General features: G+C 71.6%; 26 protein-coding genes. 11 read left to right on the top strand and 15 right to left on the bottom strand.

Annotation, left to right across the window (positions count from 1 at the left end):
• Positions 1–30: 30 nt before the first annotated feature.
• Positions 31–759, top strand: a complete 729-nt coding sequence (locus tag O4U47_RS03710) for a glucose 1-dehydrogenase (RefSeq protein WP_270676095.1) — start codon at positions 31–33, stop codon at positions 757–759.
• A 149-nt stretch (positions 760–908) separates the two neighbouring features.
• On the opposite strand, the gene O4U47_RS03715 is transcribed toward O4U47_RS03710, so the two are convergent.
• The gene (locus O4U47_RS03715) at positions 909–1,649 is read right to left on the bottom strand and encodes a siderophore-interacting protein (protein WP_270676096.1); all 741 of its coding nucleotides are present in this window, start codon (positions 1,647–1,649) and stop codon (positions 909–911) included.
• Positions 1,650–1,856: 207 nt separating this feature from the next.
• Positions 1,857–2,912 (bottom strand): alpha/beta hydrolase, encoded by a 1,056-nt coding sequence (locus tag O4U47_RS03720; protein WP_270676097.1) that lies wholly within the window; start codon positions 2,910–2,912, stop codon positions 1,857–1,859.
• A 214-nt stretch (positions 2,913–3,126) separates the two neighbouring features.
• Between O4U47_RS03720 and O4U47_RS03725 the strand changes: the two genes are divergently transcribed.
• Entirely contained in the window at positions 3,127–3,762 is a 636-nt protein-coding gene (locus tag O4U47_RS03725; RefSeq protein ID WP_270676098.1) for a maleylpyruvate isomerase family mycothiol-dependent enzyme, read from the top strand.
• Between the two features lie 20 nt (positions 3,763–3,782).
• On the opposite strand, the gene O4U47_RS03730 is transcribed toward O4U47_RS03725, so the two are convergent.
• From O4U47_RS03730 to O4U47_RS03750, 5 genes are all read right to left on the bottom strand, one after another.
• Positions 3,783–4,574: a sulfite exporter TauE/SafE family protein gene (locus tag O4U47_RS03730; protein ID WP_270676099.1), complete on the bottom strand. Its 792-nt coding sequence runs from the start codon at positions 4,572–4,574 to the stop codon at positions 3,783–3,785.
• 34 nt (positions 4,575–4,608) lie between these two features.
• Complete coding sequence (locus O4U47_RS03735) at positions 4,609–5,238, bottom strand: rhodanese-like domain-containing protein (RefSeq protein ID WP_270676100.1); 630 nt, start codon at positions 5,236–5,238, stop codon at positions 4,609–4,611.
• A 432-nt stretch (positions 5,239–5,670) separates the two neighbouring features.
• On the bottom strand, positions 5,671–7,065 hold the full coding sequence (locus O4U47_RS03740) for an MBL fold metallo-hydrolase (protein ID WP_270676101.1): 1,395 nt from the start codon (positions 7,063–7,065) through the stop codon (positions 5,671–5,673).
• 190 nt (positions 7,066–7,255) lie between these two features.
• Positions 7,256–7,525 (bottom strand): metal-sensitive transcriptional regulator, encoded by a 270-nt coding sequence (locus O4U47_RS03745; RefSeq protein WP_270676102.1) that lies wholly within the window; start codon positions 7,523–7,525, stop codon positions 7,256–7,258.
• Between the two features lie 76 nt (positions 7,526–7,601).
• On the bottom strand, positions 7,602–8,075 hold the full coding sequence (locus tag O4U47_RS03750) for a hypothetical protein (RefSeq protein WP_270676103.1): 474 nt from the start codon (positions 8,073–8,075) through the stop codon (positions 7,602–7,604).
• Between the two features lie 199 nt (positions 8,076–8,274).
• Between O4U47_RS03750 and O4U47_RS03755 the strand changes: the two genes are divergently transcribed.
• Both O4U47_RS03755 and O4U47_RS03760 read left to right on the top strand, forming a co-directional pair.
• Entirely contained in the window at positions 8,275–8,853 is a 579-nt protein-coding gene (locus O4U47_RS03755; RefSeq protein ID WP_270676104.1) for a dihydrofolate reductase family protein, read from the top strand.
• Between the two features lie 206 nt (positions 8,854–9,059).
• Positions 9,060–9,953 carry an NAD(P)-dependent oxidoreductase gene (locus O4U47_RS03760; RefSeq protein WP_270676105.1) on the top strand — a complete coding sequence of 298 codons (894 nt, stop codon included), beginning with the start codon at positions 9,060–9,062 and terminating at the stop codon, positions 9,951–9,953.
• Between the two features lie 82 nt (positions 9,954–10,035).
• Here the strand turns inward: O4U47_RS03760 and O4U47_RS03765 are convergent, their stop codons facing one another.
• A complete protein-coding gene (locus O4U47_RS03765) occupies positions 10,036–10,638 on the bottom strand; it encodes a TetR/AcrR family transcriptional regulator (RefSeq protein WP_270676106.1) in 603 nt (200 codons plus the stop codon).
• A 110-nt stretch (positions 10,639–10,748) separates the two neighbouring features.
• Here O4U47_RS03765 and O4U47_RS03770 point away from each other — a divergent pair, with 110 nt between their 5' ends.
• Positions 10,749–11,183, top strand: coding sequence for a VOC family protein (locus O4U47_RS03770; protein WP_270676107.1), 435 nt, complete (start codon positions 10,749–10,751; stop codon positions 11,181–11,183).
• Between the two features lie 49 nt (positions 11,184–11,232).
• Here O4U47_RS03770 and O4U47_RS03775 read toward each other — a convergent pair whose 3' ends face one another.
• The 3 genes from O4U47_RS03775 to O4U47_RS03785 form a co-directional block, all read right to left on the bottom strand.
• Positions 11,233–11,697, bottom strand: a complete 465-nt coding sequence (locus O4U47_RS03775; RefSeq protein ID WP_270676108.1) for a hypothetical protein — start codon at positions 11,695–11,697, stop codon at positions 11,233–11,235.
• Positions 11,698–11,826: 129 nt separating this feature from the next.
• Positions 11,827–12,051 carry a hypothetical protein gene (locus O4U47_RS03780; RefSeq protein WP_270676109.1) on the bottom strand — a complete coding sequence of 75 codons (225 nt, stop codon included), beginning with the start codon at positions 12,049–12,051 and terminating at the stop codon, positions 11,827–11,829.
• Entirely contained in the window at positions 12,048–12,548 is a 501-nt protein-coding gene (locus tag O4U47_RS03785; protein ID WP_270676110.1) for a hypothetical protein, read from the bottom strand. The genes O4U47_RS03780 and O4U47_RS03785 overlap by 4 nt, the downstream gene beginning before the upstream one ends.
• A gap of 218 nt (positions 12,549–12,766) precedes the next feature.
• Here O4U47_RS03785 and O4U47_RS03790 point away from each other — a divergent pair, with 218 nt between their 5' ends.
• The 3 genes from O4U47_RS03790 to O4U47_RS03800 are packed head-to-tail and all read left to right on the top strand — an operon-like array spanning position 12,767 to position 13,981.
• Positions 12,767–13,618 (top strand): helix-turn-helix domain-containing protein, encoded by an 852-nt coding sequence (locus tag O4U47_RS03790; protein ID WP_270676111.1) that lies wholly within the window; start codon positions 12,767–12,769, stop codon positions 13,616–13,618.
• On the top strand, positions 13,615–13,809 hold the full coding sequence (locus tag O4U47_RS03795; RefSeq protein WP_270676112.1) for a DUF397 domain-containing protein: 195 nt from the start codon (positions 13,615–13,617) through the stop codon (positions 13,807–13,809). Before O4U47_RS03790 ends, O4U47_RS03795 begins: the two co-directional genes overlap by 4 nt.
• Complete coding sequence (locus O4U47_RS03800; RefSeq protein ID WP_270676113.1) at positions 13,796–13,981, top strand: DUF397 domain-containing protein; 186 nt, start codon at positions 13,796–13,798, stop codon at positions 13,979–13,981. Before O4U47_RS03795 ends, O4U47_RS03800 begins: the two co-directional genes overlap by 14 nt.
• A gap of 123 nt (positions 13,982–14,104) precedes the next feature.
• Here O4U47_RS03800 and hrpA read toward each other — a convergent pair whose 3' ends face one another.
• Entirely contained in the window at positions 14,105–18,139 is a 4,035-nt protein-coding gene (gene hrpA / locus O4U47_RS03805) for an ATP-dependent RNA helicase HrpA (RefSeq protein WP_270676114.1), read from the bottom strand.
• A 529-nt stretch (positions 18,140–18,668) separates the two neighbouring features.
• Here hrpA and O4U47_RS03810 point away from each other — a divergent pair.
• Positions 18,669–20,285 carry a BCCT family transporter gene (locus O4U47_RS03810; RefSeq protein WP_270676115.1) on the top strand — a complete coding sequence of 539 codons (1,617 nt, stop codon included), beginning with the start codon at positions 18,669–18,671 and terminating at the stop codon, positions 20,283–20,285.
• A gap of 71 nt (positions 20,286–20,356) precedes the next feature.
• Here O4U47_RS03810 and dhaM read toward each other — a convergent pair whose 3' ends face one another.
• Entirely contained in the window at positions 20,357–20,755 is a 399-nt protein-coding gene (dhaM, locus tag O4U47_RS03815; RefSeq protein ID WP_270676116.1) for a dihydroxyacetone kinase phosphoryl donor subunit DhaM, read from the bottom strand.
• A gap of 81 nt (positions 20,756–20,836) precedes the next feature.
• Here dhaM and dhaK point away from each other — a divergent pair, with 81 nt between their 5' ends.
• Both dhaK and dhaL read left to right on the top strand, forming a co-directional pair.
• Positions 20,837–21,835, top strand: coding sequence for a dihydroxyacetone kinase subunit DhaK (gene dhaK, locus O4U47_RS03820; protein WP_270676117.1), 999 nt, complete (start codon positions 20,837–20,839; stop codon positions 21,833–21,835).
• A gap of 35 nt (positions 21,836–21,870) precedes the next feature.
• On the top strand, positions 21,871–22,494 hold the full coding sequence (gene dhaL, locus O4U47_RS03825; protein ID WP_270676149.1) for a dihydroxyacetone kinase subunit DhaL: 624 nt from the start codon (positions 21,871–21,873) through the stop codon (positions 22,492–22,494).
• A 72-nt stretch (positions 22,495–22,566) separates the two neighbouring features.
• Here the strand turns inward: dhaL and O4U47_RS03830 are convergent, their stop codons facing one another.
• Positions 22,567–23,196, bottom strand: coding sequence for an arylamine N-acetyltransferase (locus tag O4U47_RS03830; protein WP_270676118.1), 630 nt, complete (start codon positions 23,194–23,196; stop codon positions 22,567–22,569).
• Positions 23,197–23,414: 218 nt separating this feature from the next.
• A complete protein-coding gene (locus tag O4U47_RS03835) occupies positions 23,415–24,971 on the bottom strand; it encodes an MFS transporter (protein ID WP_270676119.1) in 1,557 nt (518 codons plus the stop codon).
• Positions 24,972–25,236: the final 265 nt, after the last annotated feature.

Below are 25,236 nucleotides of genomic sequence, written 5' to 3' on the forward strand. Positions count from 1 at the left end.
CGCCCGTTCGAGAGGACGCGGAGGTCCACCATGGGCAGGGTCGAAGGCAAGGTCGCGATCGTCACCGGCGGGGCGCGGGGGCTGGGCGCCGCGCAGGTGCGGGCGCTGGTGCGCGAGGGCGCGCGGGTCGTCATCGCCGACGTGCTGGACGAGGAGGGCGTGGCGCTCTCCGCCGAGCTGGGCGACCCCGCCGGGTTCGTCCACCTGGACGTGACCGACGCCGACGGCTGGCAGGATGCGGTCGCCGCGGCAGAGCGGCTCTTCGGACCGGTGAACGTGCTGGTCAACAACGCGGGCATCGTGCACAACGAGCCGCTGGAGGAGATGTCCGAGGCGGACTTCCGCAAGGACATCGACGTCAACCAGGTCGGGGTGTTCCTCGGCATGAAGGCGGTCATCGGCTCGATGCGCACGGCCGGCGGCGGTTCGATCGTCAACATCTCCTCGATCGGCGGGATCATCGCCTTCTCGGGGATCATGGGCTACACCGCCACGAAGTGGGCGGTGCGCGGCATGACGAAGGGCGCCGCCCAGGAGCTCGGCCCAGAGGGCATCCGGGTGAACTCGGTCCACCCGGGCTTCGTGACGACGCCGATGACGGAGGGCTCCGGCGTCGACGACCTGGCGAGGATCCAGCCCCTGCGCCGCACCGGTGAGCCGGAGGAGCTGGCGAACCTGGTGCTGTTCCTGGCGTCCGACGAGTCGAGCTACTCCACCGGCTCGGAGTTCATCGCCGACGGCGGCTACACGTCCATGTGACGGCCTCCGCCGCGAAAGGCGTGCGGCCAGGGGCGCCCGTTACGGGCCCCGGCCGCACGCGTTCGCGTTCCGCCGTACTCCGAACGCTCCGCAGTTCCACAGCGCCCCGGACACCCCGGGGCGCGCCCGCCGCCTGCGCTGACCAGGCCTCACTCCCCCTTCGGCGCTCCGCCCATCGAACGGCCCTTGATCCAGTAGCCGCGGGCGGTGACGGCGTCCTTCGGGAGGCCGCAGGTGTCGCGCAGGAGAGTGCGCACGCGCTTGGTGGTGCCGGTATCCGTGGCCACCCACGCATGCCACCCGTCCAGGTCGCCCTTGAGCGCCGCGACCGCCTTCGGCAGCCCGTCCTCCTCCACGACCCAGGTGAGCTCGTCGCCCTCGCGGATGGCCGCCGGGAGGTCCATGTCCTCGGCGTGCTGGCGCTGGAGCAGCACGCGTGCCGGGGTGCCCTCGGGCAGTGCGCGCAGGATGTCGTTGATCGCGGGGAGCGAGGCGGGGTCCCCGACCAGCAAGTACCCGGTCGGCGCGGGGTCGGGGACGGCGAAGGGCTTGCCCGGGTAGACCGTCGCCCGGAGCCGGTCCCCCTCCTCGGCCGCGCGCGCCCAGTCCGAGGCGAGGGCGGAGCCGTCGTGCAGGACGAATTCGACGGAGAACGCGCCGCCGTCCCGGTCCACATCGGTGACGGTGTATCCGCGCTGGTACTCGTCTTCCCCTGCGGGGAACCAGAGCCGCAGCCAGAACGCGGGCGGGGTGGGGTGTTCGGCGAGGAGCCCGGGGCCGTGGAAGCGGATCCTGCGGTAGCGGGGCGTCACGTCGGTGACGGCGCGGACGGTGATCCAGTGGTCGGGCGCCCGCAGCACCCGCAGTACGGCGCGTTCGAACCGGCTCATCCCGTCCCCTCTCGCAGTTTGCTTAGGTTAGCCTAAGCTCACCTACGGGCGCCGCGTCAACCCCCGGCGGCCACGATGCGGACGGAGGCGGGCGTACAGCGGTGCCGACCTGCTGCAGCGGGTCCGCGATCTCGGACCTGATGGGGCCGGGAAGCGGGATTCCGGAGAGAGGTCGGGAGGGGGAGGACCCGGGTCCTCCCCCTCCCCCTATTTCGGCGCCCCTTCTCCCCCGCCGCCGTCGAGGCCTGCGCGGGCGCGGATGAAGTGGACCGTCGCGTCCCAGCAGCCCAGCAGCGCCTCCTCCGACAGGCCCTCCCACCGGTGGCCGCCGCCGTCGACCAGCCGCAGGTCGGCCTGCGCCCCGGCCGCGCCGAGGGCGTCGGCCAGGCGCTCCGCCTGCTTGGGCGCCACCGACGTGTCCTCGCGCCCGTGGAGGATGAGGAAGGGCGGCGCGCCCGCGGACGCCAGCGCGGCCGGGCTGTTCGCCCGCGCGCGCTTGGTGTCGTCGGCGGGCGCGACCCCGAGCATCCGCGCCTCGGAACTTCCCGGGTCCCTCGGATCGAAGCGGCTCCGGGGGTGGTCGGTGCCGAAGGACCGGAGGTCCGTGGGCGCGTACCAGGTCACGCAGCCGGTGACGGTCACCCCGGCCGGATCCTCGGGCCCGGTCGGCGCCGACGCGTGGTGGTGCGCCGGTGCGAGGGCGGCCATCGCGGCGAGGTGGCCGCCGGCCGACTCGCCCCACAGCACCGCGCGGTCCGGATCCACACCGATCTCGCCGGAGCGGGCGCGCAACCAGACCAGCGCCTCGGTCACGTCCTCGACCTGGGCAGGCGCGACCGCCTCGCCGCTGAGCCGGTACTCAGGGCAGGCCACCGCCACCCCCTCCTGCGCGAGACGCGCGAACGGCCCCGGATCCCACGGCCGGAACCGCTCGCCGAGGTCGTCGCGCCGCCCGGCGCGCCACCCGCCCCCGTGCACGAAGACCGCCAAGGGGACGGGCCGTCGCCGGTCCTCGGGCAACCACAGGTCCATGGCCAGCGGCCGGAGCCGGGGCCTGAAGGCGAAGTGCGCCCCGCGCAGCAGCTCCACGCCGGGAGCGGGGCGGGCCGCCGGTGGGAGCGGAAGCGTCAGGGCGTCCTCGGGGGCGAGCGGGTCGGGCGGGGACGCGACGCGGATGTCGTCGGGGGCCGGTGCGGGCCCGGGAACGGTCGGCGCGGCCGAGACGGTGGAGTCGGAGGGGGTGGACGGCGTTGAACGAGACATCGGAGACCTCTCCGCTCGATCGGTCGTTCTCCGATTGTCCTTCGGGGCGATGCACCGTGGGAAGGCGCGGCGGCCTGCGCGCCTTCCGCCCTTCTGTCGGTGGCGGCCGACAGGATGGCGGCGACCGCCGTCAGCGCGACGGCGGGACGACAACCGGATCAGAGGAGCGCCCGATGCCGTCACCCTTGCAGGGCCCATCGCGTGGAGCCCGCCGATGAGCGGCCGCGCGGACCTGTGGCCGCTCATCCACCAGGAGCGGGCGGCGCTGGCCGACGACCTGGCGGAGCTGACCGAGGAGCAGTGGGAGACGCCCTCGCTGTGCGAGGGGCTGACCGTGCGCCAGGTCCTCGCCCACCTCACCGCGGCGGCGACGCTGAACGGCCCCCGGTGGTTCGCGGGGGTCGTCCGCTGCCGGTTCGACTTCGACGCGCAGGTCCTGATGCGCCTCACCGAGCAGATGGGCGGCTCCGCCGCCGAGACCTTCGCCCGGTTCCAGGCGGTCACCGCGAGCACGACGTCACCGCCGCTGCCCAAGCCCGCCGTCCTCGGCGAGGTGATCGTGCACGGCGAGGACATCCGGCGCCCGCTGGGCATCGCGAGCGACCGCCCGATCGGCGCTCTGACGACGGTGGCCGAGTACTACCAGGGCTCGGACCAGGTCGTCGTCGCCAAGAGCCGGGTCGAGGGGCTGCGGCTGAAGGCCACCGACGGGCCCTTGGACACCGGCACCGGGCCGGAGGTCTCCGGGGGGACACTGGCGCTGATCATGGCGATGACCGGCCGCTCGGCCCACCTCGACGAGCTCACCGGCGACGGTGTGCCGACCCTGCGCGAACGCATGGACGGCTGACCTGTCGGCGGAAAGGGCGCTCAGCCCGCCAGGAGGCCGGGTGCCCACACCGCGGCGGCCGCGGTGCCCGCCGCGACGGCGAGGACGGCGGCGCCGAACGCCCTCCGCAGACGGTCGGCGGCGATCCGGCGGGACAGCCGCCCCGCCACCAGCGACGTCGCCACCGCGGTCGCCGCGAACCCGGCGATGACGGCGGCGTCCGCCCCGTCGACGGGCGCCGCCCCCAGGTGCGCGCTCAGCCCGGACGCCGAATTGAGCGCCACGACGACGAGCGACGTCGCCACCGCCTCGGCCGCGTCGAGCCCCAGGAGGAGAGTGAGGGCGGGCACGACGGCGAACCCGCCGCCCACCCCGAACAGGCCCGTGAGCAGGCCGACCGCCGCACCGGCGGCGGCCGCCTTCGGCATGCACCTGCGGACGTCCACCCCGCCCGTGCCCGTGCGGCACGCCCCGCCCCCGCCGGAGGAGGAGGTGAGCATGCGCACGGCCACCACGGCCATGACGGCGGCGAAGCCGAGCATGAGCCAGCGCTCGGGGAGCTGCCGCCCGATCGCCGTCCCCGCGTAGGCCGCCGGGAGCCCCGGGACGGCGAACGCGAGCGCCACACCCCAGCGGATCCGGCTCTGCCTCAGGCGGGGCACGATCCCGGCGACGGCGGAGGCCCCGACGACGGCGAGCGAGGCCGGGATGGCGGCGTGGACGGACATGCCGACGCCGAACACCAGGGCGGGCACGGCGAGGACCGAGCCGCCCGCGCCGAGCAGCCCCATGAGCGTCCCGACGGCCACCCCGGAGATGATCGCCGCTAGCATGCCCGCCTCCGGAGCCCGGGACGGCCGTCCGTGCTCACTGGGCCTCCCCGCCTGATCCGGACGCCGGGCCGGTCAGGGCGGTGAGCATCGCGCCCGCGTCGCAGGAGGCGGCGCGGTTCCACGGAAGCAGGCCGAGGACGCGGGCCATGGCGCAGGTGTCGGTGACCGCCGCGAACACCAGGCCCGCGCCGATGAACGCGGCGATCCAGGTCAGCGGCGGGAAGGCGAGGCCCGCGAGGACCGACGCCAGGACGATGGCCCCGGCGGTGAAGCGGACCTGCCGCTCCATGGACCAGGTCCCGCGCCCCTTCTCGACCGGGGCCCCGGCGGCCTGCCAGGCGGTGACGCCGCCCTGGAGGACGCTGATCCCGGTCAGCCCGGCCGCGTCGACCAGCTTGCGGGCCTCTTCGGCGCGCATCCCGGAGCGGCAGACCAGCACGACGGGGTCGGAGTGGTCGGCGGCCAGGTCGGCCCGGTGCTCGCGCAGCAGGTTCAGGGGCACGTTGTAGGAGCCGGGGATGTGGAGCGAGGCGAACTCGCCCGGCGTGCGCACGTCGATCAGCCGGGCGCGGGGGTCGTTCGTCTTCAGCGCGCGCGCCTCGTCGACCGTGAGCGAGACGGGGAGCGCGGGGGCGGGGGACGCGGGGCGGGTGGGTTCGGTCATGGTTCCTCGATTTCGTCGATTGGGTTTCGGGGGGAGGTTGGTATCGGGTCGGGTCGGTTTCGCCAGTACCCCGCTCCCAGACCCCGGCCGGGCGGCGGGCCGCGGGGTGTAGGGGTAGGAGGCAGCGACGACGAAGGTCGGCGACCCTTGCCGCAACGCTGTCGGCCGTCCGGCGTGTGCGTCGTCAGCGTGGATGGCGGCGACGGCAGAAGCAGGGTGCTTCCCCGCCCCTGCTCGCCGCCCGGCAGGCCCCCTCGGTCCGGCTCGGCGGACGGCTCGGCTGGTGCCCCGCTCCCGGCCTCCGGCCGGGAGCGGGGCACCGTCCGATGGCCGCTTCGGGCCCCAGAAGCCGTTGAAGGTGGTGGAACCGCCACGTTCTCGCGGCGGAGGCGACCGTTCCACCACCCTGGTCACCCGGCGCCCGGAGGCCCATCAGGCCGCGACCATCGGCACGCCCTCGGGTTCCGCGCGGGCGAAGGCGTCGTCCACCAGGACCACCTGCCGCCCCGCCCTGGCCAGCAGTGACGCCGCCGCCGTCGCGCGGTAGCCGCTGCCGCAGTGCACCCACACCGCCCCGGCCGGGACCTCGTCGAGGCGCCCCGCCAGTTCCGGGAGCGGGATGTGCACCGCGCCCCGCACGTGCGACGCCGCCCACTCGTTCTTCAGGCGCACGTCGAGCACGACGTCCGGACCGGGCAGCCCGTCGGGCGCCGACCCGTTCAGCGCGTCGGCGAGCCCTCCGAAGGTGGCCGTGGGCAGGGACGCGAGCTGATCGGGCGAGGCCGCCAGCTCCTCCGGCTCGCCCGTGGCCGCGGCGGCCACCCGGTCGATGCCGATGCGCACCAGCTCGCGGCGGGCCTGCGCGACCTGGTCGGGCGTCTCGCCGAGCAGGGTCAGCGGCGCGCCCCACTCGATCATCCAGCCGAGCCAGGTCGCCATCGGCCCGTCCAGCCCCAGGCTGATGGTCCCGGCCAGGTGGGAGCCGACGTAGGCCTTGCGGTTGCGCAGGTCCACCACCCATTCGCCGCGCTCCAGCCGGTCGCGCAGCTCGTCCGGGTCGGCCTGGGCGGGGGCGCGCAGGTCGACGGGGTCGGGGCCGGCGAGGTTGGCCACCCCCATGTGCGCGTAGTAGGCGGGGTAGGCGTCCAGCCCGGAGAGGGTCTCCCGGACGAAGTCGTCGGCGGCCAGGCGCAGCGCCGGGTTGTGCTCCTTCTCCTGCCCGAGGGTGGAGTCGTCGCCGGAGGCCTGGGTGGCCGAGCAGAAGCTCCCGAACCCGTGGGTCGGCCACACGCGGGCGCCCTCGGGCAGCAGCTCGGCGAGGCGGCGGGCGGAGGCGTGCTGGTGGCGGGCCAAGTCCTCGGCGTGGTGGTGCCCGAGGAGGTCGGTGCGGCCGGTGGTGCCGAAGAGCAGGGAGCCGCCGGTGAACACGCCTTCGACCCCGTCGGGGCCCTCGAGCGCGTAGGAGAGGTGGTGGAAGGTGTGGCCCGGGGTGGCGAGCACCTTGACGCGCATGGCGGGCGCGACCTCCAGGACGTCGCCGTCGGTGAGCGGGACCCGCTCGAAGGGGACCCCGTCGGCGGCGGCGACCCCGTAGGCGGCGCCGGTGAGGCGGGCCAGTTCCAGGCCGCCGGAGACGTAGTCGTTGTGGATGTGGGTCTCCAGGACGTGGGTGATGCGCACGTCCAGGCGTCCGGCCAGGGCGAGGACCCGGTCGACGTCGCGCTGCGGGTCGACGGCGAGCGCCGAGGCGCCGTCGGTGGCGAGGTAGCTGCGATCCCCCAGGGACGAGGTGCTGATGACGTGGACGTCGATGGCCGTGGTGGTCATGTGGGCCTCCGTGTCGGGCATGGGCAGGGTCGGCGGGGAATGCGTGCGGGTCCGGGGACGGGTGGGCCGGGCGGGTCCGGACACCGGACCCCTGGTCACGTTCCGTTGGTTACAGCTACTGTTCGTCACACACCCCGGGGGGTATCAAGCGGGCAAAAAAGGACGGCGCGCGAGCGCGCCGGTTCCTCGGTCAGGCCAGGGCGAGGAAGAGCTTCTCCAGCTCATCCTCGGTCATGGGCGGTTCCTCGCCGTCCTCGCGGGCCTGGCGGCAGTGCCGCATCCCACTCGCGACGATCTTGAACCCGGCCCGGTCGAGCGCCCGGGAGACCGCGGCGAGCTGGGTGAGCGTCGCCTTGCAGTCGGCGCCCTCCTCCATCATCTGGATCACCCCGGCGAGCTGCCCTTGGGCACGGCGCAGCCGCGTCAGGGCATCACCCACGAGTTCAGGGGTCATCTCCATCGTCCACCGCCCTTCATCGTGATCACGGTACCCCATACCCCTACCCGTATGACAAGCCGGAACGGAGAGGCGCCGGTCACGACCACCGGGGTGCCGGGGCGGTCCCCGTGTAGACCACGTTCAGCCCGGTCGCCCCGGTCTCGGCGTCCCGGAGCTCCAGTGCGTAGAAGTACCGGTCACCGACCTCGTCCACCGTGCAGGAGTCCTGCCAGGTCCCCAGGTACCCCTCCGGCACGGCGACGGCCTTCGGCTCCGAGGAGGCGGCCGGGTCGTTCCACGGGGACAGCACCTGCGGCCCGCACTCGGTGTAGGCGACGAGGTCCATGTCTCCTCCGGTTCTCCCTCCGAACTCCGCCATCCAGGACACCTCCACCCCGTCCGGTGCCGCCTCCGAGGTGATGCCGATGACCTGGACGAAGCCGTAGCCGTCGACCTCGTAGTCGCCCCGTGCCGACAGGACGGGCCTGTCCAGGTAGAGCAGAGTCCCTGCCAGAACTCCGACAGCGACGGTTCCGGCGAGGATTCCAGTGGGAGACCACCGTCGGTGCACGGTTCCCTCCAGGGGGCTGGGGGTGGGGGCGGCAGCAGCCTAGGGCACCGCCCCGCCATCGTCGGCATGCACGGATCGGAGCCGCAGGGCGTCCGGCCCGCTCGGCGGGGTGTCCCACCGGGTGGGGCGGCGATGAATCCTGTCGTCACTCGTGGTCCAACTCCATGACCGGAAATCGAACACGGCTACGGAGTAGACGATGACCGCCACGTACACCTTCGACGTCTTCACCACCCTCGACGGCTTCGGCTCCACCAGCGGGGACTGGCCCGGATACTGGGGCAAGCAGGGCCCCGAGCTGCTTGAACACCGTCTCGCGCTGTTCAGCGAGGACCAGCGGATCGTCTTCGGGACCACCACCTACCGGGAGTTCACCGCACTCCTGGACCCGGACGCCGGGTTGCCCGAGGCCCTGGACCCGTGGGTCGTCCGGATGCGGAACCTGCCGATGACGGTCGTGTCGAACACGCTGGAGGAGCCGCTCGCCTGGCCGAACGCGACCGTCGCGAGGGGCGACGCCGTCGACGCCGTCGCGCGGCTCAAGAAGGAGTCCGAGGTCCCCTTGCGCTCGCACGGCAGCCTGTCGATGAACCGGGCGCTGATGGCCGCAGGCCTGGTCGACCGTGTCCAGGTCACGCTCTTCCCCGCGATCACCGGCCGGACCGGGCAGGCCCCGATCTTCGAGGGCGCGGCCGACTTCGACCTGGAACTGGTCGAGCAGCGCACGCTCGACGGCCGCACGCAGGAACTCGTCTACCGCCCCACCCTGCACGGGTGATTCCGGCCGGGGCGGGCCGTCCGCCGGGAGCCCGCGGCCCGCCCCCTGTGGCCGCGACCGGTCATTGACTTCGACTTAACTCGAAGTTCTAAGTTCTCTCCCATGAAATCGGAAGGCCCGGGGCGCAGGGCACTCGGACGGCGTCCGCGGTGCCCCGCGCCCCGGGCCTCGGCCGTCGTGCCGCGACACCCCCAGGGAGGAACAGCATGACCACCACGACCGGCGGCGACTCCCCCACACCCGTCACCGTGCTCGGACTCGGCGCGATGGGTTCGGCCATCGCCCGGACCTTTCTCGACCGGGGCCACCCGGTCACGGTCTGGAACCGCACCGCGGGGAAGGCCGCCCCCTTGGCCGAAGCCGGGGCCTCGGTGGCCGCCGGCGCGGCCGAGGCCGCCGCGGCGAGCCCGCTCGTCGTGGTCTGCCTGCTGGACTACGACGCGGTCGACGCCGTCCTGGCCGACGTCGGCGGCGCCGTCGAAGGCAAGGCGCTCGTGAACCTCACCAGCGGCTCCCCCGCCCAGGCGCGGGCGACCGAGCGGTGGGCGGCCGAGCACGGCGCCGCCTACATCGACGGCGGCATCATGGCCGACCCGCCGGACCTGGGCACCTCGCACGCCCACTTCTCCTTCAGCGGGTCCCGGGCGGCCTTCGAGGCCCACGAGCCGACCCTCATGGAGCTGGGCAACGGCACGTACTACGGCGAGGACGCCGGACTGGCCTCCGTGGAGTTCATGGCGCAGGTCGGGACCGCCTACGAGCTGCTCATCGGCTTCCTGCACACACTCCGCCTGGTGAAGGCGGAGGGCGCCGACCCCGCCGAGTTCGCCGACCGGGTCGCGGACTCCGTCGCCGCGAGCTACCCGCCGCTGATCAGCGGTATCGGCAAGGCCGTGCGCGACGGCGCGTTCCCGCCCGACATGGGTCCGCTGTCGGTGCAGGCCGCCCTGATGGACGACCTGATCGAGCACCGCCGTTCGAACGGCGTCGACACCACGCGCATGGTCGAGGTGAAGCGGCTGATGGACCGCCGGATCGCCGACGGCCACGGGGAGGAGGGCTTCTCCGGCCTGTTCCCGCTGCTCGGCGAGAAGGGGTGAGCCGGTCGCCGGATGCCGCACGGCCCTAGGGAGCGGCCGGGCGGAGCGCAGGTGGAGCGGAGCGCGGGTGGAGGCCGAACGGCTATGACGGGTGATCCGCCCGGCTCCGCAGTCCTACGAGGAGGCGGTCCAGGGCCTTCTCCGTCTGGGCGAGGGCGTCAGGGGTCGCTGAGCGTGCCAGCCATAGGGCCGCTTCGTTCATCGCCCCGGAGAGCAGTCGGGCCAGCGGTTCGACGGGTTGGGCGTCGATGACGCCCGCCTCGGCCAGGTCGCCGAGCGCTTCGGCCAGGTGGCGGGCCGAGGAGTCCTCGTCCATGGCGCGCCATTCGTCCCAGCCGAGCACCGCCGGGGCGTCGACCAGGACGATCCTGCGCACCACCGGGTCGCTCCCGGCGGCCAGGAAGGCCCTGCACCCGGCCCGCAGGCGCTCCCAGGGGTCGCCGTGCCGGTCGGCGGCGTCGGCGACCCGCTCGCCGAGTTCGTGTTGGACGTCGGCGACCACCGCCCGGAAGAGCCCCGCCTTGCTCGCGAAGTGGTGGTAGGCCGCCCCCTTGGTGACGCCCACCGCCGCCGCCACGTCCGCCAGGACCACGGCGTGGTAGCCGTCGGCGGCGAACCTGCGCCGCCCCTCGGCCAGCAGCGCCGCCCGTGTCGCCGCCCGCTGCTCGGCCCGCGTTCCGGCCATGTCCGGCTCACTCCCCTCATTCACATACCCGGGGTATGCTAGCGTCCCGTTTCACATACCCGAGGTATGTGAAACGAGCCCTCGGGAGCGGGAGACAGGGAGAACAGGACATGCCGGCCAAGCTCACAGGCTTCTACCCCGTGATCGCCACGCGCGACGTCGCCGAGGCGCGCCGCTTCTACACCGGGCACTTCGGCTTCGAGGTCACCTTCGAGGCCGACTGGTACGTGAGCCTCCACCGCCCGGACGCCCCGCAGTACGAACTGGCCCTGCTCGACGCCGCGCACCCGACCCTGCCGGAGGGGTACCGCGCGCCTGTGCAGGGCGGACTGCTGCTCAACTTCGAGGTCGACGATGTGGACGCCGAGCACCGCAGGCTCGTGGGAGAGGAAGGGTTGAGCGAGGTGCTGCCGCTGCGCACGGAGGAGTTCGGGCAGCGGCACTTCATCGTCACCGCGCCGGACGGGGTGCTGGTGGACGTGATCACGGTCGTACCGCCGAGCGAGGAGTACGCCGGGCAGTACGCCGACGGCCACACGCCCTGAGAGCCGTGCGAACCGGCGACCGGGCACACAGGCTCAGCCGCGTGACCCTTCAAGGGCGCGGGGCGAGGCCGGTGAAGACGAGGTTCATCTTCGAAGAACCCCCGTCCACCTCGCGGAGGTCCAGCTCGTAGAAGAAGCGGTCACGGATCTGTTCGACTCTGCAGGCGTCGCTCCATACGGTCGCCTCTCCGGCGGGCACGGTGACACGAGTCGGTTCCGACGCGGAGGCGGAGTCGTTCCAGGGGCGCAGCACACGGGGACCGCAGTCCGAATACGCCGCCAACCGCAGATCCCGACCGGTCTTGTTGAGGAACTCCACGTCCCATGACACCTCCACTCCGTCAGCGCCCGGGATGGAGGAGATGCTGAGGAGCTGGACGAAGCCGACGCCGTCATCGCGATGACTCTCGTCTGCGGGGACGACGGGCCTGACCACGAGCACCGGCACTGCGGCCAGAACGAGGAGCGCGGCCATACCGGTGAGGGCCTTGGCGACGGTCGATCGGCGACTCATGGGGCCTTCCGGCGGGGGTGGGGGGCTCGGGCGACCAGGATAGAGGCGATCGACCGAATGCGGCGGGGCCCTCCCGTGGGCGGGAGGGCCCCGCCGTCGGTGATGGGTGGGGGCGGGTTCTCGGTCCTGTCATGGACTGGCGCGGCGCATGAGGGTGCGGGCGATCCGGGCCGCGCAGGCCAGGTGTTGGACGTAGTCGTGCTGGAGGTCCCGGTCGGGCGCGGTGCGGTCGAGCACGATGTCGGTGTCCGGGGCGAGGGTGAGGGTGATCTTGTCGCCCTGCTCCTCGATGCGGATCTGGTCCGGGGTGAGCTTGGAGAGCGTGCGGTGGGGATCGGCGTCGGGGCCGGTCATCGGGTGCCTCCGTCGAGTGCGGGGTGTACGGGTGCGGGCTGTGCGGGGACTGCGCGGAGTTCGCGGTCGCGCAGGTAGTTGCGGGCGTAGCCGGGCGGGGTGAACTCGGTCAGGGCGAAGTCGAGGGCGTCGACGTCGCTGGCGGCGAGGGTGATGTCCTTCCGGGTGCGGTGGTGGGCCTGGTAGGGGGCGCGGTCGTCGGGCTCGTAGGTGAGGCGCCACAGGGCGCGGTGGCGGACGTCGGCCTGGCAGAAGCGCGCGTAGTCGGGGATGGCGGTGGGCGTTGCGTAGGGGCGCGGGCGCGCGTGGCGGGGCCGGTGCCGGAAGGCGTCGGGAGGCGGGAGCGGAGGCCGGGCCGCCGCGGCCTTGTCGGCGCGGGCGATGGCCGCCTTCAGGCGGGCCTCCTGGGAGGGCCGGGCCGGGCGAAGGACCCGGACCGGGGCCACGAAGACGAGCTTGGCCAGCGCGAAGAGTGACGTGAAGAGACGTGTGGGCATGAGGGTGTCCTCTGATCGGGCCGGAAGTGGTCCGGCGGAGGCCAGGACCTCATCTTGACTCTGAATCTTCAGACTTTCAAGCTTTCACAAGAAGCTACATCACTGTTTGTAGCTTCATCCCACGATCTTCAGAACGTAGGTGTTCACGTATGACCGGTTCGCGAAGCTCACGTCGTGCTCGTAAGGTCCCTGGTAGCGATCCGAGCGCAGGAGGGGCCATGGCCGATCAGAAGCGGCAATCGATCCGGCGACGCCGCCTGTCCGCCGAGATCAAGAAGGCTCGGATCGAGGCCGGCATGACGATCGATGACGTGGCCGAGGCAACCGAGTGGTCGGTTGGCAAGATCAGCAACATCGAGACCGGCGTCCGTCTCCGGCCGACCGTCATGGAGATCAAGGGGCTGCTCGATGTCTACGGTGTCACCGACGAGCCCAAGCGACAGGCCCTGCTCTCGCTGACGCGCCAGGCCCGGGAGAAGGGCTGGTGGTCGAAGTACTCCGACATCTTCGTCAGCGAGTACCCCGCCTTCGAGTCAGAAGCTCGGGTCATCCACACCTACGAGCTGGCGATGATCCCTGGACTCCTCCAGACACCGGGGTATGTCGAGCTCCTTCAGCGCGCCACCCTGCGCAGGAACCCGCTTGACATCGACCGAGTCATCGAGACCCGCAAGCAGCGACAAGCCATCCTCGATGCGGCCGATGCGCCTGAGTACTGGGCAGTGATCGACGAAGGTGCACTGCGGCGCTTCGAGAGCGACGTGCCCGTGTTCCGCGAGCAGGTTCAGCGCCTGATCGAACTCGCCGAGGACGACAACACCGTGACGATTCAGGTTCTGCCGTTCAGCAGCGGCATGCACGCTGGCCTGAAGGGGAGCTTCGTCCTCCTCGACTTCGTCGAAGGGGTGAACCCCATCGTCTACACGGAGACCGACACCGATGGCCTGTACTTGGAGGACTCGGAGGAGATAGATAGGTATCGGCGCCTGTTCGACCACGTCAGGACATCGGCGCGCTATCCTGACGCGTCACTTCAGATCCTGAAAGACATGCTCAAGGACCACCGATGAACAAGCCATCAGACTTCACGCTCGCTTTCCGGAAGTCCAGCTACTCCGATCGCGACAACTGCGTCGAAGTCGCCAACGATCACAGCGCCACCGCCGTGCGCGACTCGCAGCACCCGGAGAGAGGCCACCTGCTCTTCAGCTCCGCCGAGTGGCACGCCTTCCTCCATCAGGCCAAGCATGACCGACTCTAGAAGCTTCCGAAAGTCGAGCTACACACAACAGCAGAACTGCGTCGAGGTCGCCGACTCCCCTTGCCACTCCGCCGTACGCGACACCAAGCACCGGTCGCACGCCACGCTCCACTTCCCCTCCGGGGAGTGGGCCGCCTTCGTCCGGTCGCTGCGCGCATCTCGGCCCAGGTAGCCCGACGGCCCCCGGCTCTCGCCGGGGGCCGCCAGCGGGGCACCGCGTTGATCTCGACGAAAGTGCTGTCAAATCCGCCGGAATGACAGCACTTTCGTCGAGATCAACGCGGGTCCGGCCGCCTCACGCCTCCTTGGCGGCCTCCACGGCCTTCTGGATGCGCTTCTCCGACACCGGGTACGCCGTCCCGAGCTGCTGCGCGAACAGGCTCACCCGGAACTCCTCCAGCATCCACCGCAGCTCGCGCACGTCCGGATCGTCCTCCCGACCCTCCGGCAGGACCGCCACGCCCTTCTCCACGGCCTGGCGCATCTGCTCCGCCTTCGCCATGCTCACCTGGTCCCGGCGCGGGTTCTCCGGCAGCTTCTCCAGCCGGTACTCGATCCCCTTCAGGTACGTCACCAGCCGCGGCAGCCGCGCGCGCCCCGCCTCGGTCACGAACCCCGGCCGGATCAGCCCCGCCAGCTGCCCCTGCGCGTCGTTCAACGACGGCAGCACGGCCATGCTGGTCGACCCCTTCAGCTTCTTCTGCAGCCGGTGCGACGCCGCCAATACCTGCGCCGTCGCGCGCACGACCTCGTCCAGCACGTCCCCTAGCTCGGCCCGCACGAACTCCTTCAACTCCTTGAACGAGTCCGGGTCCCACACACCGATCCAGCGCTCCCCCGCCGGCGCGTGCTTCGCCCCCCACTCGCCCATCAGCGCGTCCACCGACGCCGACATGCAGTCGTCCAGCAGCTTGTCGACACCGCCGTGCGGGTTGTGCCCCAGCGCCAGCTTCTGCTGGTTGTCCAGCCCCCGCCGGATCACCGCCGCCGGGGAGGGGACGCTGAGGAGGAGAAGTCGACGCAGCCCCTTCCAATGGGCCGCCCGCTGCTCGGCCCGGGTGTCGAAGATCTTCACCCCGGCCGTCCCGCCCTCGTCGACCAGCGCCGGGTACCCCTTCACCACCGGCCCCGCCGACTTGCGCTCGAACACCTGCTGCAGCGGCCCGAAGCCCCACTCCGTCAGCCCCGAGCGCTCGATGCCCTTGGCCTCCGCCGAGATCGCCTTCTGCAGCTTGGGCTTCAGCTTGCCCCGCAGCGCCGACAGGTCCTTGCCCTCGGCCAGCTTCCCGCCGGACTTGTCCACGGCCCGGTAGGTGATCCGCAAGTGGTCGGGCACCTTCGACAGGTCGAAGTCCTCCGGGGTGATGCGCTCCCCGCACATCCGCCCCAGCTCGTGCGCCAGCAGCTCCACCAGCGGCGTCTCATCGTCCTTCGGCAGCCGCCCCATCACCTGCTCGGCGTTGTCGGGCACCGGCACGAAGTTGCGCCGCAGCGGCTTAGGCAGCGACCGGATGAGCGCCGTCACCAGGTCCCGACGCAGCCCGGGGATCTGCCGGTCGAACCCCTCGTCGCCGACCTGGTTCAGCACCTCCAGCGGGATGTGCACGGTGACGCCGTCGGCGTCGCTGCCCGGCTCGAACTGGTAGGTCAGCGGGAAGGCGAACTGCCCGTGCGTCCAGGAGTCGGGGTAGTCCTCCTCGCTGACCTTCTCCGCGCCGTCGTTGATCAGCATCGACTTCTCGAAGTCGAGCAGGTTCGGGTCCTTGCGGCGCGCCTTCTTCCACCAGGTGTCGAAGTGCGCCGCCGACACCGCCTCGGCGCCCACGCGCTCGTCGTAGAAGGCGAACAGCGCCTCGTCGTCGACGAGGATGTCCCGTCGGCGCGCGCGGTGCTCCAGGTCCTCGACCTCTTCGAGGAGCTTGCGGTTGGAGTGGAAGAACTTGTGGTTGGTGTCCCAGTCGCCCTCGACCAGCGCGTGCCGGATGAACAGCTCCCGCGACACCACCGGGTCGACCTTGGCGTAGCCCGTCTTGCGCTCGGCCACCAGCGGAACCCCGTACAGGGTCACCCGCTCGTACGCCATGACGGCGCCGCGCTTCTTCTCCCAGTGCGGCTCGCTGTAGGTGCGCTTGACGACGTGCCCGGCCAGCTCCTCGGCCCACTCGGGCTCGATGCGCGCGCACATGCGCCCCCACAGGCGCGAGGTCTCCACCAGCTCGGCGGCCATGACGTACCGGGGCTGCTTCTTGAACAGCGACGAGCCGGGGAACACCCCGAAGCGCGCTCCGCGCCCGCCCAGGTACTCCTTCTTGTCCGGGTCCCTGAGGCCGACGTGCGACAGCAGGCCGGACAGCAGCGCGGTGTGCACCTGCTGCGGGTCGGGGTCGGACGAATTGAGCGTGACCCCCATGCCCTTCACGACCTGCTTGAGCTGGCTGTAGATGTCCTGCCACTCGCGCACCCGCAGGTAGTTCAGGAATTCGCTGCGGCACTGCTTGCGGAACTGGTTGCCCGACAGCGCGCGCTGCTGCTCCTTCAGGTACTTCCACAGGTTCAGGAACGCCAGGAAGTCCGAGTCCTTGTCGGCGAAGCGCGCGTGCTGCTCCTGGGCGGCCTGCTGGTGCTCGGCGGGGCGCTCGCGCGGGTCCTGGATGGACAGCGCGGCGGCGATGATCATCACCTCGCGCACGCACCCGCGCTTCTCCGCCTCCAGCACCATGCGGCCCAGGCGCGGGTCGACGGGGAGCTGGGCGAGGCTGCGGCCCATGCCGGTCAGGCGCTTGCGCTGGTCCTCGGCCTGCGGGTCCAGCGCCCCCAGCTCCTGCAGCAGGTGGACGCCGTCCTTGACCTGGCGGTGGTCGGGGCCCTCGACGAAGGGGAACGCGGAGATGTCGCCCAGCCCCAGCGACTCCATCTGGAGGATGACCGAGGCCAGGTTGGTGCGCAGGATCTCGGGGTCGGTGAACTCCGGGCGGGACAGGAAGTCCTCTTCGGAGTACAGCCGGATGCAGATGCCCTCGGCGACGCGGCCGCAGCGGCCCTTGCGCTGGTTGGCCGAGGCCTGGGACACCGGCTCGATGGGCAGCCGCTGCACCTTCGTGCGGTGGCTGTAGCGGGAGATCCGGGCGGTGCCCGGGTCGATGACGTAGCGGATGCCGGGGACGGTCAAGGACGTCTCGGCGACGTTGGTCGCCAGCACGATGCGGCGGCCGCGGTGGGGCTGGAACACCCGGTGCTGCTCGGCCGACGACAGCCGCGCGTACAGCGGCAGGACCTCGGTCTCGGGGAGCCGCCGCTTCTCCAGGGCGTCGGCGGTGTCGCGGATCTCCCGCTCGCCGGAGAGGAAGACGAGGATGTCGCCTGGCCCCTCGCGGCGCAGCTCGTCGACGGCGTCGCAGATGGCCTGCACCTGGTCGCGCTCGTCGGAGCCGCCCCGGCCGCCGTTCCCGCCGCCGCTGCCGCCGTTCCCGCCCGCGGAGTTCGCGGTGCCCGCGCCGCCGCCCGCGCCGTCCTCGTCGTCGATGGGCCGGTAGCGCACCTCCACGGGGTAGGTGCGCCCGGAGACCTCGACGATGGGGGCGTCGCCGAAGTGCCGCGAGAAGCGCTCGGGGTCGATGGTGGCCGAGGTGATGACCACCTTCAGCTCGGGGCGCTTGGGCAGCAGGCGTTTGAGGTAGCCGAGCAGGAAGTCGATGTTGAGGCTGCGCTCGTGGGCCTCGTCGATGATGATCGTGTCGTAGGCGCGCAGCATCCGGTCCTGCTGGATCTCGGCCAGCAGGATGCCGTCGGTCATGACCTTGACCAGGGTGTCGTCCGACGACTGGTCGGTGAAGCGGACCTTGTAGCCCACCGTGGCGCCCAGGTCGGTGCCGACCTCCTGGGCGATGCGCTCGGCCACGGTGCGCGCGGCGATGCGGCGCGGCTGGGTGTGGCCGACGGTGCCGTGGACGCCGCGGCCCAGCTCCATGCAGATCTTGGGGAGCTGGGTGGTCTTCCCGGACCCGGTCTCGCCGGCCACGATCACGACCTGGTTGTCGCGGATCGCCTCAGCGATGTCGTCCTTCTTGCGGCTGACCGGCAGCTCGTCGGGGTAGCTCGGCTCGGGCAGGGCGGAGCGGCGCTGCTCGACGCGCAGCTCGGCCAGGTCGATGTCGTCGGCGATCTTCCCGGCGACGTTCTCGCGCTTGCGGCGGTCACGGATCTTCTGCAGGCCGTCGATGCGGCGGCGCAACCGGTGGCGGTCGGCGAAGGTGAGGCCGGAGAGGCGGTCGCGGAGGGAGGTTCGCTCCGGGTCCGCGGACGTCGGTGTGTCCGAGGGCGAGGTCAACATATCGGACTCAAGGATAGAAGGCTGCGGCAACGGGTTTTCGCGGGTGGGCGGGGCGCTGGGCCCGCGGGGGCGGGCCGGGGCGGCCCGGCAGGCGGCCCCGGGCGGCCTCAGGGCACAACGCGGCGGGGGTACGGAGCATTCCCGGGCCGGGCGGGCGCGGCGGGCGCCGCGGGCCCGGCGGACGCCCGGAAGGTCCGGGAGGTCCGCCTTGTGATTTTCCTCCGTATTCGTAGGCCTTCGCCTGGCATTCGCCGGTGCGCCATTCACCGCCCCTCCCGAACCCCGCGCCCCGGCAAAGGTCCGGCGTTCATCCCCGGATCATCGGACGCTTGACTCCGATTCCGAACGGACGCCATCCGAAATTCGGGTTCGAAAAACCCCACGGGGGCATGTCGGAATTCACGAAACACGCCATCGACGTGTACAGTCCCGGAACCGCCCATAGGGCATCGCCGCGGCCGGAACGGAAGCGCAGCGAACCGCTCCGGGCCGTCGGCGGAATACGGGTGCACGCGATCGTGGGGGTTCCATGCTGGACAAGGTGAGCGACCGGTTGGGGCTGCGGACCGACCCGGTCATCTTCTGGGTGTCCACGGCGCTGGTCGCCGTTTTCGTGCTCGGCACGATCACCTTCACCGGCGCGGTCGACGCCATGTTCGGCGCCGCGTCCGACTGGGTGCTCACCCACCTCGGCTGGCTCTACATCTTCGGCGTCACCGTGTTCCTCGTCTTCCTCATCGTCATCGCGGTCAGCCGCTACGGACGGCTGAAACTGGGCGGTCCGGACTCCGAGCCCGATTACAGCAACTGGACCTGGTTCGCGATGCTGTTCGCGGCGGGGATCGGCACCATCCTGATGTTCTGGGGCGTGGCCGAGCCGATCAGCCACTTCGCGAATCCGCCGCGCGAGGACGTCCCGCCCGAGTCGGTGGCGGCCGCCAACGAGGCCATGGGCTTCACGCTGTACCACTTCGGCCTGCACACCTGGACGATCTTCACGCTCCCGGCGCTGGCCTTCGCCTACTTCGTCTACCGCCGCGGCCTGCCGTTCCGGGTCAGCTCCATCTTCCAGCCGTTCCTCGGCGACCGCATCCACGGCCCCATCGGCCGCACCATCGACATCGTCGCGGTGCTGGGCACCCTGTTCGGCGTGGCGGTCTCCATCGGCCTGGGCACGATGCAGATCAACAGCGGCCTGAACACCCTCTTCGGGATCGAGGAGGGGCGCCTGACGCAGGTCGTGCTGATCGCGGTGGTGACCGCCATCGCCGTCACCTCGGTGGCGCTGGGGCTGGACAAGGGCGTCAAGCGGCTCTCGACGCTCAACATCGCCATGGCGATCGGGCTGCTGCTGTTCATCTTCGTGTTCGGCGCGCCGGTGTTCCTCTCCCGCGGCATCATCGAGACGACCGGGACCTACCTGAGCTGGCTGGTGCCCCTGGCGTTCTGGAACGACACCTTCAACAACTCCGGGTGGCAGAAGAACTGGACGACCTTCTACTGGGCCTGGACCATCACCTGGTCGCCGTTCGTCGGAATCTTCATCGCCCGGATCTCCAAGGGCCGCAGCGTCCGCGAATTCATCGTCGGCGTGCTGGGGCTGCCCACCGCGTTCAGCGTCATCTGGTTCGCGGTGTTCGGCCTGTCGGCCATCGACATCGAGATGAACCGCGGCGGCGGGCTGGTGAACGAGGTCGTCGACCAAAAGGACATCCCCGGCGCGCTGTTCGTGTTCCTGGAGCACTTCCCGGCCACGGAGCTGGTGTCGGGGCTGGCGATCCTGATCGTGGTCATCTTCTTCACCACCTCCTCGGACTCGGCGTCCCTGGTGGTGGACATGCTGTGCACCGGGCACGCGGACGGCTCCCCCACCCGGCAGCGGGTGTTCTGGGGCGTGACCGAGGGCGTGGTGGCCGCGACGCTGCTCGCCGCCACGGGCAAGGGCGGGCTGGACGCCCTGCAACAGGTGATCACCGTGGTCGGGCTGCCGTTCTTCCTGATCGGCTTCCTGATGATGATCGCCCTGGTGCGCGCCATGCACGCCGACATGTCGGCGGGCGCGGGGCAGGTGGCCCAGCGCTCGGCCGATATCGCGGCGCGCGGACGCCGGATGAGGCGCAAGCGGCGCCGGGCCCACCCGCGTTGATCTCGACAGAAGTGCTGCCAAAACCGCTGAAATGGCAGCACTTTCGTCGAGATCATCGCCAGAGGGTGGGGCTACTCCTGGATCTTGCGGGCCGTGTAGGCGTCGCGCGCGGCCGCCACGACGGCGTCCAGGGACGCGCCGGTCGACGCCAGCACCCCGGCGGCCACGGCGCCCTCCACGAAGGGGGCGTCGACGACGACGGCGTCGTCGCGCGGCTCGTCCTCGAAGACCAGCCGGGCCGTCATCACCGCACTGCCGATGTCGGGCAGGACCATGACGCCCGCCCCCTGATCGACCCCGGCGACCGCCTCGGCGATGCGCTCATAGGAGGTGCCGATGCCCCCGTCGGGGTCGCCCCCGGCGGCCGCGACCGTCTCCGGCCGCGCCCCGAGCTGCTCCAGCAGTTCCTTCACTCCTGCGGCCAGTCTCTCGCTGTGCGACACGAGGACGATGCCGACCGTTGCACCCATGGGGGATTAGGGTACTTGACCGAGCGTCCGCGCTTCAGGATCGACACCGCCACCCCCCGGCGAACACTAGGGAGCCGCACCGTGAAGAAGTTCCTGAACACCCCGGAAAGCTATCTGTCCGACGCGCTCGCCGGCCTCGCCGCGGCCCATCCCGAGCTGCGGGTGGACGCCGAGAACGGCGTGGTGGCGCGGGCCCCGGGGCCCGTGGAGGGCAAGGTCGGCCTGGTCTCCGGCGGCGGCTCCGGGCACGAGCCCCTGCACAGCGGTTTCGTCGGCGAGGGGATGCTGGACGCCGCCTGCCCCGGCGAGGTGTTCACCTCACCGGTGCCCGACGGGTTCCTGGCGGGGGCCAAGGCGGCCGACTCCGGGCGCGGCACGGTCCTGATCGTCAAGAACTACACCGGCGACGTGATGAACGCGCAGATGGCCGCCGAGCTGGCCGAGGACGAGGGGCTGCGCGTCGAGCAGGTCCTGGTCAACGACGACGTCGCGGTGGAGGACTCCACGTTCACCGCCGGGCGGCGCGGCACCGGCGCCACCGTGTTCGTGGAGAAGATCTGCGGTGCGGCCGCCGCGCGCGGGGACGACGTGGAGGCCGTCGCCGAGCTGGGCCGCCGGGTGAACGCGGCGTCGCGCTCCTTCGCCGTGGCGCTGACCGCCTGCACGGTCCCCACGGCGGGGCGGCCCGGGTTCGACCTGCCGGAAGAGGAGATCGAGGTCGGCGTCGGCATCCACGGTGAGCCGGGGCGGCGCCGGGAGAAGCTGCGCAGCGCGCGCGACATCGTCGGAGAGATGATGGAGGCGATCCTCCAGGACTCGCCGCTGGAGTCGGGCGACGAGGCCGTCGTGATGGTCAACGGCATGGGCGGCACCCCGCTCAGCGAGCTGTACCTGGTGTTCGGCGAGGTCGCGCGGGTGTGCGGGGACAAGGGCATCACCATCGCCCGCAACCTGGTCGGCGACTACGTGACCAGTCTCGACATGGAGGGCTGCTCGATCACGCTGTGCCGGGTCGAAGAGGGCTTCCTGCCGCTGTGGGACGCCCCGGTGAACACCCCGGCCCTGCGCTGGGGCGTGTGAGCCGGGGACGAGAAGGAGTGGGGAACGTGCACGCCATGGACACCGCACTGGCCAAGGCCTGGGTGGCGGCGGCCGCCGACGCCGTCTCGGACGAGGCCGAGGGGCTGAGCAGACTCGACGCCGCCATCGGCGACGGCGACCACGGGACCAACATGGACCGGGGGCTGACGGCGGCGCGGGCCGCCGTGGACGGCCTGGAGGCCGACGGGCCGGGGCCGGTGCTGGTCAAGACCGGGATGACGATGATCTCGCGGGTCGGCGGGGCGTCGGGGCCGCTCTACGGGACACTGCTGCGCACGGCGGGCAAGCGCCTGGAGGGGCCCGAGGCGGGGGTGGCCGACCTGGCCGCCGCGCTGCGGGCGGGCCTGGAGGCGGTGCAGAAGATGGGCGCCGCCAAGCCGGGCGACAAGACGCTGGTGGACGCGCTGGCCCCGGCGGTCGAGGAGCTGGAGAAGGCGGCGGGGCAGGGCGCTCCGCTGTCCGAGGCCGCGGAGGCGGCGGCCACCGCGGCCGAGCAGGGCGCACAGGCGACCGTGCCGCTGCAGGCCCGCAAGGGACGGGCGTCCTACCTGGGCGAGCGGAGCATCGGCCACGAGGACCCCGGCGCGGCGTCGTCGGCCCTCCTGATGCGCGCCCTGGCCGGGGTGGCCCGGGCCTGAGGACCCGGCCTGCACGTCCTGGGACCCGTCCTGCGGACCGGGTCCCAGGACGTGAGGCCGACTCCCGGAGGGTCAGACGGGCCAGAGCGCGGTGGCGCCGTCGGCCGGCGGCTCGGTCACCCTCTGGTCCCCCTCCCTCCGGGTGCCCCCGATGGCGCGGGAGTTTCCCGGCGCGTCCGGGACGTAGACGGGCCAGCCGGGATCACCGGTGGCGGCGAAGGAGGCCCAGGCTCCTACGAGGGTGTCCCGCACGGCGAGGTGCTCGGGTGCGGCGGCGTCTGATCCTGCAGACCCGCGGCCGGATCTGCCATGTGGAACCCGCCGCGCGGCGGGTGGCCATGCCTGCTCGCCCTCGGCAAGGCGTACCGCCGCGCCGGGGTCGAGCCGCAGACCGAACACGTCCCATAGCGCTTCGGGGACCTCGTCGCGGCCGAGTTCGCGGCTGTCGGTAGTGCCATCGGGGCGTTCGGCGGACAGTGTCGTGTTCGTCAGCCGGTGGCCGACCCCGTCGCCGAGGCGCTGGGCCATGAGGCGCGCCCGGAACGGCGACCGGGGGTGCGTGCACAGGTAGTGATTGAAGATCGCGTAGTCGCTCCGGAAGCAGAGGGCGTCGGTGAAGGAGTAGAGGTCGGTCCACCGGCCGCCGGTGCGCGTGGTGAGGACCCTGGTCCTGGTCTCGCCGTCATCGCCCGGGGCGGTCACGGAGGCGGCGTCGGGGCCCAGATGAACGCCCTGTCGGACCGGGCCCTGCGCGGTTTCACGGAGGAGGAGCGGGAGTCCTTCAGAAGGATGCTGGACACGATGGCGGCCAACCTGCGCACGCCGGACGGGGGGACCGCCACTGACGACCAGGGGTGGCCCGCCCCGGGAGGCGGGTGTCGACCACGTGCCCCGAGCGGCGGCCGGTCCCCGTCGACCGGCTACATGTCGTGCTCCCCGACGAGGTCGTCCTTCGGGATTCGGCTCAAGACCCCGAAGACCAGCACGGCCGTGACGGCCAGGATGAGGGCTCCGCTCAAGGCGGCCGATTGCATCCCTTCGGTGAAGGCTCTGAAGGCGACCTCCCGCACTTGTTCACCGGCCTCTGCGGGAAGGTGCTCGGAAATCGCGACCGCGCCGGGCAGAGTCTCCTGAATCGCTTCCGCGACCTCGGGCGGCGCGTCCTCGGGGGCTTCCGCGCTCACCCCGCTCCGGTAGACCGCCATACCGATGCTGCCCAGGATCGCGATGCCGAGTGCGCCGCCGAGCTCGCCGGCCGCTTCCGACAGTGAGGCCGCGGACCCTGCACTCCGACGCGGGGCGCTCGCCACGACGAGATCCGTGCAGATCGAGGCGATCGCACCCATCCCGGCCCCCACCATTCCCATACCGACCAAGAGCAGTGCGATGCCCGTATCCGGGCCGACCCGGGTCAGCGTCAACATGCCGCCTGTCCCCAGCACCAGCGCGAGACCGACGACCCTGCCCGGGTGGATGCGCATCGACAGGGCAACGGACAACGCGGCCCCCGTCGCCGACATGGCCACCATCGGCAGCATCCACAGCCCTGCTGTGATCGGCCGCAGGCCCAGGACCAGCTGCAGGTACTGAGAAACGAAGTACATGAACCCGACCAGGGAGAACACCCCGAGCATCACGGTGAGCGCCCCGACGCTGAACGCAGGGTTGCGGAACAGCCGAACGTCGATCAGCGGATCCGACAGCCGGAGCTGGCGGAACACCAGCCACGCCCCGACAACGAGCCCGAGTACCACGGATCCGGCGGCCGTCCAGGTGAGACCGTTCTCAGAGAACTGCTTGATCCCGTAGACGACCGGAATGACCGCGGCCACGGAGAGCACCGCGCTCAGGAAGTCGAGCCGCCCCTTCTGGTCGCCCTTGGACTCCGGGAGCAGGAATGGTGCGGTGAGCAGGAGCACCACCATTACAGGGACGTTGACGAGGAACAGCGAGCCCCACCAGAAGAACTCCAGCAGGATGCCCCCGCCCAACGGGCCGATGGCCGTCCCGCCGATGAATCCTCCGGTCCACAGCCCGATGGCCATCTTCCGCTGGGCGGGATCGTCGAACAGGGTCCGGATCAAGGCCAATGTCGCCGGCATGAGCGTGGCACCGGCGACCCCGAGCACCGCGCGGGCCGCGATGAGCATGGCGGGAGAGGTCGCGAACGCCGAAGCGGCCGATGCGGCGCCGAACGCGGCGGCGCCCATGAGCAGCAGTCGGCGCCGACCGATGCGGTCACCGAGGCTTCCCATGGTCAGGAGCATCCCGGCCAGGAGGAACGTGTAGATGTCGATGATCCACAGCAGCTCGGTCCCACTCGGCTGGAGGTCGGCTCCAAGATGCGGGACCGCGAAGTTCATCACGGTGACGCTCATGGAGATCAGTAGCACGGGAAGGATCAGCACGGCGAGGCCGACCCATTCCCGCCGCCCCGCCCGTGTGGGAGGCGGAGCCGAAGGTTCCGTCGTATCCATGCCCCCACCCTGTTCCTTGCCGCTGACCGCGCACGCACCGTGCGCTGACCGGCCCGGCCCTGCTTTCCGGGACCGGTGCCAGGGGTGGCCCCAGAGGCCCTTCCGCCGCGACATCGGCCGGCTCGGGAACGGGTGCATCCACGTACGCATTCATTTCAGGACGGGGAACAGCACCCCTGCTGAGAAGTATGCGGTTCAGCAGGGGATGCGGACCGACCGCATTCCATCGAGAATTGAGCCGCGAAAGAGGAGCCGACTTCCGACC

It is taken from the genome of Nocardiopsis suaedae (assembly GCF_027706745.1).
Classification (GTDB): domain Bacteria; phylum Actinomycetota; class Actinomycetes; order Streptosporangiales; family Streptosporangiaceae; genus Nocardiopsis_A; species Nocardiopsis_A suaedae.